Origin of the sequence: Klebsiella oxytoca NBRC 105695, assembly GCF_001598695.1 — a bacterium.
GTDB classification, from domain to species: Bacteria; Pseudomonadota; Gammaproteobacteria; order Enterobacterales; family Enterobacteriaceae; genus Klebsiella; species Klebsiella oxytoca.
This window is the reverse complement of sequence record NZ_BCZK01000001.1, coordinates 464961-477363: the sequence shown is the minus strand read 5'-3', so window position 1 is coordinate 477363 and position 12403 is coordinate 464961. Positions and strand designations below refer to the sequence as shown.

General features: G+C 59.5%; 10 protein-coding genes. 1 reads left to right on the top strand and 9 read right to left on the bottom strand.

The genetic code is table 11. From position 1 onward, the window contains the following. Positions 1–40: 40 nt before the first annotated feature. The 3 genes from KO1_RS02090 to KO1_RS02080 form a co-directional block, all read right to left on the bottom strand. Complete coding sequence (locus KO1_RS02090; RefSeq protein ID WP_017145662.1) at positions 41–841, bottom strand: phosphate/phosphite/phosphonate ABC transporter substrate-binding protein; 801 nt, start codon at positions 839–841, stop codon at positions 41–43. Beyond that, entirely contained in the window at positions 834–1817 is a 984-nt protein-coding gene (locus KO1_RS02085) for a fatty acid desaturase (protein WP_024274383.1), read from the bottom strand. The genes KO1_RS02090 and KO1_RS02085 overlap by 8 nt, the downstream gene beginning before the upstream one ends. Positions 1818–1922: 105 nt before the next feature. Next, positions 1923–3062 carry a multidrug effflux MFS transporter gene (locus KO1_RS02080; RefSeq protein WP_024274384.1) on the bottom strand — a complete coding sequence of 380 codons (1140 nt, stop codon included), beginning with the start codon at positions 3060–3062 and terminating at the stop codon, positions 1923–1925. Positions 3063–3156: 94 nt separating this feature from the next. Between KO1_RS02080 and KO1_RS02075 the strand changes: the two genes are divergently transcribed. Continuing rightward, positions 3157–3924: an AraC family transcriptional regulator gene (locus tag KO1_RS02075; RefSeq protein WP_024274385.1), complete on the top strand. Its 768-nt coding sequence runs from the start codon at positions 3157–3159 to the stop codon at positions 3922–3924. On the opposite strand, the gene KO1_RS02070 is transcribed toward KO1_RS02075, so the two are convergent. The 6 genes from KO1_RS02070 to KO1_RS02045 form a co-directional block, all read right to left on the bottom strand. Further along, positions 3909–4661 (bottom strand): proteasome-type protease, encoded by a 753-nt coding sequence (locus KO1_RS02070; RefSeq protein ID WP_047721043.1) that lies wholly within the window; start codon positions 4659–4661, stop codon positions 3909–3911. The genes KO1_RS02075 and KO1_RS02070 overlap by 16 nt on opposite strands. Before the next feature lie 16 nt (positions 4662–4677). Continuing rightward, a complete protein-coding gene (locus KO1_RS02065) occupies positions 4678–5493 on the bottom strand; it encodes a transglutaminase family protein (RefSeq protein WP_004103213.1) in 816 nt (271 codons plus the stop codon). After that, on the bottom strand, positions 5490–6419 hold the full coding sequence (locus KO1_RS02060; RefSeq protein WP_004103215.1) for an alpha-E domain-containing protein: 930 nt from the start codon (positions 6417–6419) through the stop codon (positions 5490–5492). The genes KO1_RS02065 and KO1_RS02060 overlap by 4 nt, the downstream gene beginning before the upstream one ends. After that, entirely contained in the window at positions 6413–7852 is a 1440-nt protein-coding gene (locus tag KO1_RS02055) for a circularly permuted type 2 ATP-grasp protein (RefSeq protein ID WP_024274387.1), read from the bottom strand. Before KO1_RS02055 ends, KO1_RS02060 begins: the two co-directional genes overlap by 7 nt. A gap of 274 nt (positions 7853–8126) precedes the next feature. After that, complete coding sequence (locus KO1_RS02050) at positions 8127–10907, bottom strand: glycoside hydrolase family 3 protein (RefSeq protein ID WP_024274388.1); 2781 nt, start codon at positions 10905–10907, stop codon at positions 8127–8129. A gap of 83 nt (positions 10908–10990) precedes the next feature. Next, positions 10991–12382 carry a carbohydrate porin gene (locus KO1_RS02045; RefSeq protein WP_004103222.1) on the bottom strand — a complete coding sequence of 464 codons (1392 nt, stop codon included), beginning with the start codon at positions 12380–12382 and terminating at the stop codon, positions 10991–10993. Between the last annotated feature and the right edge of the window lie 21 nt (positions 12383–12403).

Sequence of the window (12403 nt, the reverse complement as noted above, 5' to 3'; positions counted from 1 at the left end):
CGGGCAAGGCGCTTGCGCCGCGGCCCGAGGCAATTGCCAACTATAGCCGCACAACGCCTCTGGCCGCGGCCTCTTCACGCCACGCCAGCAGCGGCTGATAGTCCGCGCGCCGCATATCGCTGTAGCCGCAGATAAACAGCGCTTCGCAAAGCGGCTGATAGCGTTCATCGCTCACCAGCTGCTGCAATGCCTCTCTGAGCAACTCCAGCGTCGCCGCGGGCGTCGTCGCCGACGTAATCAGCGGTAGCCCCGGGGCCAGCGGGCTATGGGCAATCACCGTCAGCCCCGCCAGCGCCTCCGGCTGATGACGCTGCAGCAGCGCCCAGGTCACGCAATCAATGGCGGCAATATCCGCCGTCCCCTGCTGAACTTCACGCAGCGACTGGCGATGGCTGCCGCTAAACGCGACCGTTGAGAAGAAACGCCCATCGCGCGACAGCGGCGCGATCATTTTTAACAGCACGTTATAGCCGGACTGGGAATCCGGCGAATTGCACGCGACCCGACGCCCGTGAAAATCTGCCAGCGACTTCCCTCCGTCCGCTTCACGCGCCACCAGCAGGCTGCGGTAGTTCCGCCCTTCGCATCCGGGCGCCGAATAGTGAAAACAGCCGACCGTTTGCACGTTCGCCAACAGCGTCACCAGCGGATAACCGCAGGTCTGGCTCAACAGCAGCGCCGGATGGCGCCAGTGCGCCAGCAGATCCTCAGGTACCGTATATGACAGCCCATCCTCATCCACCACGCCGCGAGCCGCCAGCAGCTGCCGCACCGCCCGCCAGAGCGCCTGAGTATCCTCGTCATTCACCGCGTACATCGGAAACGCCAGCCTTTCACTCATGCTCTTCATCCGCCTTACCCTGCTGGTTGAACCCGGGATGCGCATTCACCGCCACCGGTCTGGCAAAAAAATGCCGCAGCCATTCACCGTAGCCGCGCACCACAAACCCGGCGTTGCGCCGCTGATACTCCGCCTGATTATGCAGATAGATTTTTCGCAGCCCGTACCACGGTACGCCCGGCAAATCGTGATGCACTGAATGGTAGTTGAGATTGAGGAACAGCACCCGCCAGACCAGTCCCGCCTCGTTAATCACCGAACGGGCCAGCGGATCATCCGCGGCGCGGTGCTCAAGAAAAGAGCGCACTTTGGTTAACGCCAGCGCAGGATAGCTGACAGCCAGCACGAAATAGAGCGGCGAAAAGTCAAGGTGATGCATCCACGCGAACAGCGCCGCCAGCAGCAGGCCGTGAACCAGCCACATCGCTAGCGTCTTCACCCGCCGAAGACGCAGCGCCGTCAGCGCGCAGCTGAGCGTCTGGGCAATATCCAGCAGCGGCGCTACCAGCAGCCTGCCGATAAACGTATTGCGCAGATGAATAAGACTGCGCTGCCAGGGGGCAAAATGCTGCCAGCTCTGCGGCGTAAAATAGTAGGATTCCGGATCGTCAACCGGCTGCGTCAGCAGATGATGATTATGGTGCGCCAGGTGCGAGTCGCGATACAGACCATAGGGGTACCAGACCGCCAGCGGCAGGGTCCCCAGCAGTTGATTAAACCACGGCCGCGAGGTGGGATGGCCGTGAATGAGCTCGTGCTGCAGTGACATATACCAGGCGGTGAACCAGACCAGCAGCAGCGTGGCCGGGAACAGCCCCAGCGCGCGCCACCAGGCCAGCGAGGCAAACCAGCCGCCGTAGATCGCAAAAATCAGTAGCCAGGTCGGCAGTTCGCTGCGCCACAGCCAGCTGCGGGACAACTGCTGAATCCGCTCGCGCTGCTGCGGATGCAAATAGGCCGATCTGCTTTTTGCCATTCCTGAAGCTACCTTTTCGCGTTATCGTTTTGCTCCCCCGAAGATGTGAGATAACGCGTTAAATAACAAAGAAATTAAATCACTAAGCTTTGCCAGAAATCGGCCTTATGCGTCGTTGAGCGAGTGCATATAGCGCCACCCGGCGATGAGGCTTACCCCAGCGCACAGCAGCAGCGATGCGCCCAGCGATTGCCCCCATCCGGCCGCCAGCAGACCGGCGCCTATCAGAAGATAATAAAACAAGCCGAAAATGGCGCCGGCGGTGCCCCGACAGTCGCCATAGGCGCTCAGCGCCGATCCCAGAACCAGCGGGATCGCCATCGCATACGCGAGGGTGACCAGCGCGACCGGCGCCACAAACCACAGCGATTCCCGCAGCACGTACACGGCGGCAGCGCCCGCCAGGTGGAGGATGCAGGCGATCGCGAGCATTTGCCCCAGCGGGACATTCTGACGCAGCAGACGGCGGTTAAGCAGCGCGCCGAACAGCGAACCCGCGGCAAGCGCCACGCCGCTGTAGCCAAAGGCCAGGGCATCGAGATCGAATCTGGCGAACAGAAAGGGAGCCAGACTGTAGTAGCTGAACAGGCTGATGTTAAATGCCGCCACCAGAATTGCCGCCAGAGCGATACGCCTGTCGCCCGCCATCCGCCTCAGCACGTCAAGAAAAGACCCTCCCCTGAGGTTATGCGGGCGCGTTTCCGGCATCAACCACAGGCAGCCCAGCAGGAGCGCGGCGGCAAAAATCGCCAGCGCGCTGAATACACCGCGCATACCCCAGATGGCGGTCAACCCGCCGCCGATATAGACCCCGATGGCCGGGCTCACCGCCAGCGCCAGGCCGATAAACGAAAAAATCCCCGCCAGCTGCCGCCCGCTATAGCAGTCCCGCAGAACCGTCTGCGTCACCACTGAGCCGGTTGCCGCGCCAGCGGCCGTGACGATCCGCGCCACCAGCAGCAGCGAAAAATCGCTGGCCCACAGCGCCAGCAGGCACCCCGCCGCGTAGACACCTAACCCCGCCAGCAGGGCCGGGCGCCGACCGTAGCGATCGCTGAATCCGCCCCACAACAGAACGCCGACGGCAAAACCGATAAAGTATACGGAGAGCGTTTGCGCCGCCTGCGCTGCGCTCACGGAAAACCGGGCGCTGATATCGGTCAGCGCCGGGCTATAAATCGTTTCCGCTATTTGCGGAAACATCAATAGCGCAGTAACCAGTACCAGCGCGGCACGTCCCAACATATCTACCTCCTGATAAACAAGAGGCGCTATTGTAGGTAAGCCGTTTATCGAACATTATAAACATAATGACTTTAAATATCGGAAATCAGACATTATGGCCTGGCTTGACGCTGATGCGGCATTCGATCCGGATGCGTTAATAAAAAGCCTGATTGGCGTGCAGTCGGCGCTGGGTAACCATGACTCCGGCAGCCACCAGCATAAGATGGCGCAGATCCTGTTTACCCGTCAGGGATGCGTACGTTTGACGCTCGACGATGGCGCGCTGCTGTGCCTGCTTCCGCCGGGACGCGCCGCCTGGATCCCGGCCGGTATCAGCCATCGCGCGGAGATGAAAAATATTGTCGATTATCGTTCAGTCTGGTTTCAGCCGCAGCGTTACCCTCAATTGCCAACGCAGGCGGCGATACTCAACGTGGTGCCACTGCTGCGCGAACTCTTAGAGCGTATCAGCGCCAGCCCCTGGGATACCGACTGGGAAAACGAGCCGGCGCGGCATCTCGCGGCCCTGTGCCAGGCGGAAATTCGCGCCGCCGCCCAGGAGCCGATGATGCTGGCGCTGCCGCAGGATAAACGGCTGGCGCAGCTTTCCGGCGATGCGCTACCGCCGGCGCTTGGGACGCTCGCAGCCCGCTGCGGTGCCAGCGAAAAAACCATCAGCCGCCTGTTCCGCCGCGATACCGGTATGTCCTACCAGCAGTGGCGTCAGCAGTGGCGATTAATGAAGGCAGTTGAGATGCTGGCTACCGGGCAGCGGATTACCGATACCGCGATGGCGCTTGATTTCGCCAGCGATAGCGCCTTTATCTACTTTTTCCGCACCATGACCGGCATGACGCCGGGACGCTATTTCGCCCCCTGATCCTGGCCGCCCGGCGTGAACGGCGGCAGCTGCAGGAAGGTGCTTTGTAACCCCTCGGACCAGGCTTTGCGAATGGTATTGAAATAGGGATCGCTTTCGGTGATCCGATGCTGCCCGGCGCTGCTCAGGCTACCGCTGCGGTAGAGCAGCGTGTCCAGCGGCAGTCCCACCGAAAGATTGCTGCGCAAGGTGGAGTCGATCGAGATCAACGCGCAGCACATCGCCTGCTCAAGGGGGGTATCGATGCACAGGACCCGGTCGATGATCGGTTTGCCGTATTTACTCTCGCCAATCTGGAAATAGGGCGTGTCGCGCGTGGCTTCAATAAAGTTGCCTTCCGGATAGATATGGAACAGCCGGTGCGTTTCCCCGGCGATCTGCCCGCCGAGCAGCAGGTTACAGTTGAAGTTGGTATTGCCGCAGTTCTGCTGATTGCTGGCGTCGCGTTGAATCACCTCCTGCAACGTTTTGCCGATCAGCATCGCCGCGTCGTATAACGAAGTCACCTGCATCAGATTCGGTTCCTGCTGGGTACGAATGCGGGCGCTGAGCAGGCTAATCACGCTCTGAGTCGTGGCCAGGTTGCCCGCAGACTGCAGGACCATGACGCGTTCGCCATCCTGATGGAAAACGTGCAGTTTTTTAAACGTTGCAATATGGTCCACTCCCGCGTTGGTGCGGGAGTCTGAGGCAAACACCAGTCCATCTGACAAACACATGGCCACGCAATAGGTCATCGTTTCATTCCTGCGGTTATTGCTGCTGCGCCTGCTGTGAATGCTCGCGCACCTCAGCGTTAGTTAACAAAATTTCTCCGCCGCCGCCGAGGCGGGTACCGCGCACCGGACACGCATCAAGATAGTCCAGCCCGGTCGCCAGCCGCAAATGCTGATTCAGACGGCGGGTATTGTTCGTGATATCAAACGGCTGCCAGCGATCGTTCAGCCATACTTCAGCCCAGGCGTGCATAGCGACATGCTCGGCGTTATCGCTGTAGACATAGCCGCTGACGTAGCGCGCCGGGATCGCCAGCGCCCGGCAGCAGGCGAGAAACACATGGGTGTGATCCTGGCAAACCCCTTTCGATCGCGCGAACGCGTCGGCGGCCGAGTCCTGTACCTGCGTGGCGCCCGGCGAATAGGGCATTCTCAGCAGCAGCTCGGCCATTAACCGGTTCAGGCTCGCTTCCTGAGCCTCCGGCTGATACCAGCGCTGGGCAAATTCGCGGATCGGGCCGTCAGCGCGGGTAAGCGGGGTACAGCGCAAGAAAACCAGCGGCGACAGCAGCTCCTGCGGCTCCGCGCCAATCTCTTCCCCCTCTTCCACGATATCGACGATCCCGCTGGCGCGGATGGTAATCTCTTTATGCGGATTATCCAGCGTCAGCACGTGCAGCACGTTGCCCCACGCGTCGGTGGTGGCGACGGCGGAACCGTCCGGCAGGGTTAATGTCCAGGCGGTGATCTTCTGCCGACCGCTGCTGCGCGGCGTCAGGCGCAGGTACTGGGTTGAAAACTTCACTTCTTCATCGTAGCCGTAGCGGGTCAGGTGATCGATTACCAGTTTCATAACGCCTCCAGATAGGTTTGTCTGATGCTGTCGGAAAGCGCGTTAATCCGCGCCAGCAGTGCATTAAGGGTGACCTGCAAATCAGCCTGCGCCAGATCGTCGCGGGTGCTAAAACGCAGGTCGACGTTAAGCTGGTGCGCCAGGCGCAGCGGCAGGTGCGAACGATCGTTGGCAATCTGCTCCAGCTGCCCGACGAGGTCGGAAATGCTCGCTCGCAGCGATCTCGGCACATCGTTGCGCAGGATCAGCAGCTCCATCACCGTTTCGCGGCTGACCGGCTGGCGGTAGATGCTGTTATAGGCCTCGCGTGCGCTGACCGCGTTAAGCAGCGTATCCAGCCGGTAATACTCGCGGACCGGATCGGGATCGCTGTTTAACTGCTGATCCTTAATCAGCAGCAGCTGGGCGGTGGCGGATGCCCGTTCGATCAGCGTCCCGATACCGATAAAGCTCAGAGCGTCGTTACGCAGCAGCGTGCCGAGAATCGCCCCGCGAAACAAATGAACCCGCTCTTTTACCCACTCAAAGAAGGCGTCGTTGCCCAGCTCGCCGATCCCCTGCTGGCGCAGTTTTCGCAGCTCAATACGCGTGGCGTTGATGCTTTCCCACACTTCCGCCGACAGGCTGCCGCGCACCGCGTGGGCGTTGTTCCACGCCATCTCGACGCAGCTAAAAATGCTGTACGGGTTGTTGCCGTCGAGGGCGAAAAAATTAAGCAGGTTGCTCATGGTGAAACGCGCGTGCCGGGCCTGAAACAGCTCATGGGTCAGCGATAGATTTAGCGGCAAGGCTAAATCCCGCGACTGCTGGCTGTGGCGGGGGATCATCGACAGCTTCCAGGTCACGTCCAGCACCCGGGCATAGCTTTCCGCGCGCTCAAGATAGCGCGCCATCCAGAAGAGTTCACTCGCTGTGCGGCTTAACATGATTCGTCCTCCTCCATCACCCAGGTATCCTTGGTTCCGCCGCCCTGCGACGAGTTCACCACCAGCGAGCCTTCGGTTAGCGCCACCCGCGTCAGGCCGCCGGGAACCAGGCGGATCTCCTGACCGGAAAGGACAAAGGGCCGGAGATCGATATGGCGCGGCGCCAGCCCCTCTTCTATAAAGGTCGGGCAGGTTGACAGCGCCAGGGTGTCCTGGGCGATATAGTTGGCCGGGTTTGCCAGCAGACGCTGACGAAACGCATCGCGCTCCTCTTTGGTCGAGCGCGGACCGACCAGCATGCCGTAGCCGCCCGCGCCGTGAACCTCCTTCACGACCATCTGCTCAAGATGGCTCAGCACGTAGCTGAGATCTTCCGCTTTACGGCATTGCCAGGTGGGAATATTGCTGAGGATCGGTTGCTCGCCCAGATAGAAACGGATCATCTCCGGCACGAAGGGGTAGATCGATTTATCGTCGGCGACGCCGGTGCCGATGGCATTCGCCAGCACCACGCCTCCGGCGCGGTACACCGACAGCAGCCCCGGCACGCCCAGCATAGAGTCGGCGCGAAAGGCCAGCGGGTCGAGATACGCATCGTCGATCCGCCGGTATATGACGTCCACGCGCCGCGGCCCCTCGGTGGTGCGCATATACACCGCCCCGGTTTTAATAAACAGATCCGCGCTCTCCACCAGCTCAACGCCCATCTGCTGGGCCAGAAAGCTGTGTTCAAAATAGGCGCTGTTAAACCGCCCTGGGGTCATCACCACCACGCACGGGTCGTCCACGGGCGAGCTTTCGCGCAGCGTTTGCAGCAGATAGCTGGGGTAGCGTTCTACCGGCGCAATACGGTGCTGTTCGAACATTTCGGGGTAGAGCCGCATCATCATTTTGCGGTTTTCCAGCATGTAGGAGACGCCGGAGGGGGTGCGGAGATTATCCTCCAGCACGTAATACTGGCCATCGCTGTTGCGCACCATATCAACCCCGGTGATATGGGCATAGGTGTTATTGGGTAAGTTTATCCCCTGCATACAGGGCTGATACTGTTCATTCGCCAGCACCTGTTCGGCCGGGATCAGTCCCGCGCGCAGGATATTTTGATCGTGGTAAATATCGTAAAGAAAGGCGTTGAGCGCCTTCACCCGCTGGCGGATGCCGCGGTCGATTCGCTGCCACTCGCCGGCGGGGATAATGCGCGGCACGCTGTCGAAAGGGATCAGACGTTCGGTCCCCTCGTCTTCGCCGTAGACGTTAAAAGTGATGCCGATGCGGTGAAAGAGCAGCTCCGCCTGCTCTTTTTTCTGCCGGATAGAGAATTGATCGGTACTGCGAAACCATTGCCACCAGGCGTTATAGTGCTGACGCTGCTCTCCCTGTGCGGTAAGCATCTCATCATAATAATGCCCGTCAGGAAGCGTTATTTTTATCATGGCCGTCTCCTCCGGTTGTACTCACTTTGAGGTCATCCCCGGGAGAGATAAGCATTAATTATGCCAGGTAGCACAGCACAGCGGCATAGCGTAACGCCGCGCTTATCTGAATAAAAAATAACCCGTTATTTTGCTTGTTCAGGCTCTGCCGTCAGCCAGAATCGCACCAAATTGGGGCGTTCGCTCCCGCGTTAACGGGCGGGTCGATAGCCCGCATCCGTCGCCAGATAACGGCTCGCGAAGAGGCCGCACGCGACCTGAACGTCTGCCACGGTTAGTCGTTAACGCGCCTCAGCTCCAGCCACTCCACCACCAGACCCGGCTTGATAACGTCAAACCCCACGCGGTATTTCCCCGGCTGTAGCGCAACCCGACACAGCTTCTGCACCATTTCCCGGCCGAGCGTGCCGTGGGTGTGTATCGTTGCCACGAACTGGTCATTGAGCAGCAGATTGCCGGCGGTTTGCGCCAGCGGCGCGCCGTCGGCGTACACGCTGACCAGCACATCGTAGACTGCCGCCTGTTCAACGCTCAGCACCAGGTCCTCGTCATAGCGCAGACGCGACTGCTCGGCGATTTTAATTGCCCCCTCGCAGCCGGCGGCGCAGGCCGGTTCTGCCGCCAGGTGAATCACATTCGCCCGGGGCGCCTCCCCACGCTTAAAGGCCTGAGTCTGCAGCATAAAATCGAGGATGTTGATCGCGCAGCGCTGAAGCTCACCGAGCGTGAGTTCCCCTTTTGCCAGCGCCGCCAGGGTGTTATCACCGGCAGCGTTAACCTCCGCGCCGTTATTATTGACCACCATATAGAGATCGTTCTGCGCGCGGATCATCGCCGCGGTGTTGCGGGTGCTCGCCGCGCCGCCATCGATGGGATCGTTCATCGTTGCCCACCAGTCGGTCATGACGATCCCGCGAAAGCCCCACTCTTCGCGCAGTACGGTGGTGGTGAGATCGTAGCTGGAGGCCGCCTGGTAACCGTTGACCGGGTTGTAGGCGGTCATCACCGCGCTGGCGCCGGCGGATTTCACCGCGTACTCAAAGCCTTTCAGGTAGATTTCACGCAGCGCGCGCTCCGACACTACCGAGTCCGCTGTGGCTCTGGCAAACTCCTGATTATTACAGGCAAAGTGCTTAAGCGTCGCCACGCCGCCGCCGCTGCGAATGCCGCGCACCACCGCCGCCGCCATCATCCCGGTGATAAGCGGATCTTCGGAAAAATATTCAAAATTGCGCCCGTTGAGCGGATGGCGCTGGATGTTCATCCCCGGCCCCAGCAGCAGGTCGATACCGTTGCGCAGCAGCTCCTTGCCCTCCATCACGTATAAACGCTCCACGAGTATCGGGTCCCAGCTGGAGGCCAGCAGCGTACCGCTGGGCAGCAGAGTGGCCTTTGCGCCGTTATCCATGCGAATACCGGAAGGCCCGTCGGCGGCACACGCCAGCGGAATGCCTTTTTCCAGCAGGCTGTCCGCCACTCCGCCAAAGGCCGACGCGACGCCGGGGGTGACTTTGTAGCTGCACATGCCCTCCCCGCGCACCAGACAGGCCAGCTCCTCCACCGACAGCTGAGCAACAAAAGCGTTCATCGTCGCGCGCCCTTCCGCAACGTCGCTGAGGGTAAGCCCCTGGTTGCCGGTGAGAGTGATGCTCTCTGGCAGGCGCTCCTCAATACGCGAGCGCAGGTTAATCTTCCGTCGCGGCACTTCTTCCCATTCGATCTGGTAGCGCCCATCGCCGCCATCGCCAGCGGGCCTAATGCGCACGAAAGGTACCGTTGGCGCCAGCACCTGCTGATGGCGGGAGAGGATCCGCAGAGTCTTCTGCGTGTACCCCGCCTCTCCGTCTACCGGCAAAGGTTGCAGATCGCGCACGCTGTTACCGATCAATAAACGATACAGTCCGGGTTCCATCACGTAGCAATGGGGATGCCCGGTAGCCCCGCTATCGTCGAGGGAGGCAAAACGCTCCAGCGGAATCGATAACCTTAAGGTTTCACTTTCACCCGGCTGCAGCAGGCGGGTTTTGGCGAAGGCCACCAACGCCCTGGCCGGTTTCCCGAGCGCGCCCTGCGGCGCCTGAAGGTAAATCTGGACGACTTCTTTGCCCGCAAAACGCGCGCCGTCGTTGGTTACGGTGACGGTCGTCTGGATCTGGTCGTCAAAGGCTTCCGCCCGCGCCGATTGCAGGGTGAAGCGGGTATAGGAGAGACCAAACCCAAAAGGAAACTGCAGAAGCTGGGGACAAAAGGTTTCAAAGTAGCGATAGCCGACGTAGATATCCTCCTGATAGAGGTTTTGCGCTTCCGCTCCCCAGCAGGGCGATGCCGGATGGTCATCCAGCGATTTGACGATGCTGCCCACCAGCTTGCCGGATGGCGTTACCTCACCATAGAGCAGCGAAGCAGCCGCCTGCGCCCCGTCGGCGCCGCCGTGCCACACGTACAGCAGCGCGCGAATGCGAGTACGCAGCAGCGGATCGTCGGCCCATGCGAGATCGATAAGCCCGGCGGTATTCAGCACGACCGCCACATCGTCAAACTCGCGGCAGACCTGATGTAGCAGCATCATTTCGTCGGCCGTGAGCCGGTATCCGCCTTCAACATCCGCGTTATCCTGATCTTCACCAGCGGTACGGCCAAGGACAATCACCGCCTGGGTCGAGACGGCGCGGGCCTGACGAATCTGCTCATCGCTCAGCGGCATCTCCTGCTGATACCAGGGCTCAGCCGCCCAGCCTCCGCCGCCGTTGTCAAAAGGATGCTGTTGCGTCCAGCTCTCGTAAAGCGCGGCCAGCTGCTCATTGAGCTTCCCCCCGCTGCGCGCGCGCATGGCCTGCAACAAGGTGGTTCGGCTCACCACGTTTACCGCCCCGCCCGAGCCGGTACCGCTACGATAGTAGTCAATTTGCGTACGGCCAAATAACGAAACCGGCTGCTGAGCGTCAAGCGGCAGCATGCCGCGATCGTTTCTCAGCAGCACCGCGCCCTCGGCAGCGGCGGCGGCGGCAAATTCGGCAAACCCTTCCAGCGGGGTCCCCGCTTTACTGTCATACATGGTGTTGTCCTGTTAACTCGAGCCTCCGCAGGAGGCGTAATGGCATATTGACCAGAGCCCGCGCAATGCGGGCGCGGCTTTGATCAGAAGAAATATTTGAAGCGAAGACGGCCGCCGTAGCGGGAGTCTTCATGTTTGTCGCCATCCGTTGGTTTCGCTTCAATCCACGAGGCGTAAGCGCCAAGGTAGATATTGAAGTTCTTCATATCCATGACATTGGGGAACAGGTACGACGCGTGAATGGTGTGGATATCGTAGTCACCCACGTTGGAGATCCAGCAGCCATCGTCGCAAGTAGAGACATAATTAGCCGAGTTGAACTTGTCGATTTTATTGTGGGCGTAGATATAACCCAGTTCAAAACGATGCCAGAGGGAGTTAATAGCTGCGGTGAAATCCTTCTCATCGGAGGCATCCATATAGGCCACGTTCAGGTTAGTGGTGACCCCGTCTTCCGGATCGGTTTTTTGTCCATTCCATGACATCGTCAAGCCATAGCCGGTGCGGTCCGACTGGTCGATCCAACTGCCGCGATTGTCGTAATAACCGTAAGCATTCTTCACGACGTTCTTTTCCATCGCGACGGCGGTAGAGAAGCGACCGCTATTCCACGCAATCACCGGACGTAAATAGGCAACGTTTTTCTCATTTTCCAGGTTATTGCCGTGATAGCTGGAGTCCCGGAACAGCGTGCTGCCATTTTCCACCAGATTATTAAGTTCGAAATACCAGTTATCTATCGTTTTACTGAGCAGGAAGTTGCCACCGCTGCTGCTACGGCCGCGGCCCTCTTTCATCATGTAAATATAGCCGTAGCCATCGCTATAAAGGTCGTTAGCCGTGTTGCCGGAGTATTCGACAAACGTATCCTGATTCAGCGGGAACATATCGTAGGCTTCGAAACGACCAACTTTGACCTTCCAGTCATCTTCCCGGCCAAAGAAGAATACCGCATCATCAAGGTTCATCTTACCGGTCATATCGGCCAGCGGCTGGGCGGAGAAACCGGCGAAATTGCCGTTATCCATTTTGCGCATACCATCGAAGCCCAGCAGAATACGGCCGTTAATATCCCAACGTTCTTTAGTACCCGGCGCCCAGTTTTTATTCGAAGAGGTTTTTACCGACGTCAGGCTACCGCTGCTGCTGGCGCCGTCCATGTTGAATTCGACATCGCCGTAAAACTTGATATCCCCATAGCCAGAGAGCGTCAGTTTCGTTGGCGCCGCGCCCGGTGCGACGGGCTCCGCAGACTCGACCTTCACGGTTGGCGCATTTTTCGCCGCCACGTTCTGCTGCTGGGTTAGCGTCTGAATTTTCGCTTCCGCATCGGCGGCCCGCTGTTCAGCGTTAATTAAACGCTGTTCAAGCTGTGCTAACCGTTTTTCAATATCCACAGAGTTATTATTTTGGGCGGCCAGCAGACCGCCAGAAAATACGGCACTCATAACCAGAGCGATATATTTCACTTTCATTTTTAACATCCCTAATTACGT

Excerpts from the sequence above, each read along its gene's own strand:
- KO1_RS02090 (WP_017145662.1), bottom strand. The coding sequence starts at position 841 with ATGAGTGAAAGGCTGGCGTTTCCGATGTACGCGGTGAATGACGAGGAT.
- KO1_RS02085 (WP_024274383.1), bottom strand. The coding sequence starts at position 1,817 with ATGGCAAAAAGCAGATCGGCCTATTTGCATCCGCAGCAGCGCGAGCGG.
- KO1_RS02080 (WP_024274384.1), bottom strand. The coding sequence starts at position 3,062 with ATGTTGGGACGTGCCGCGCTGGTACTGGTTACTGCGCTATTGATGTTT.
- KO1_RS02075 (WP_024274385.1), top strand. The coding sequence starts at position 3,157 with ATGGCCTGGCTTGACGCTGATGCGGCATTCGATCCGGATGCGTTAATA.
- KO1_RS02070 (WP_047721043.1), bottom strand. The coding sequence starts at position 4,661 with ATGACCTATTGCGTGGCCATGTGTTTGTCAGATGGACTGGTGTTTGCC.
- KO1_RS02065 (WP_004103213.1), bottom strand. The coding sequence starts at position 5,493 with ATGAAACTGGTAATCGATCACCTGACCCGCTACGGCTACGATGAAGAA.
- KO1_RS02060 (WP_004103215.1), bottom strand. The coding sequence starts at position 6,419 with ATGTTAAGCCGCACAGCGAGTGAACTCTTCTGGATGGCGCGCTATCTT.
- KO1_RS02055 (WP_024274387.1), bottom strand. The coding sequence starts at position 7,852 with ATGATAAAAATAACGCTTCCTGACGGGCATTATTATGATGAGATGCTT.
- KO1_RS02050 (WP_024274388.1), bottom strand. The coding sequence starts at position 10,907 with ATGTATGACAGTAAAGCGGGGACCCCGCTGGAAGGGTTTGCCGAATTT.
- KO1_RS02045 (WP_004103222.1), bottom strand. The coding sequence starts at position 12,382 with ATGAAAGTGAAATATATCGCTCTGGTTATGAGTGCCGTATTTTCTGGC.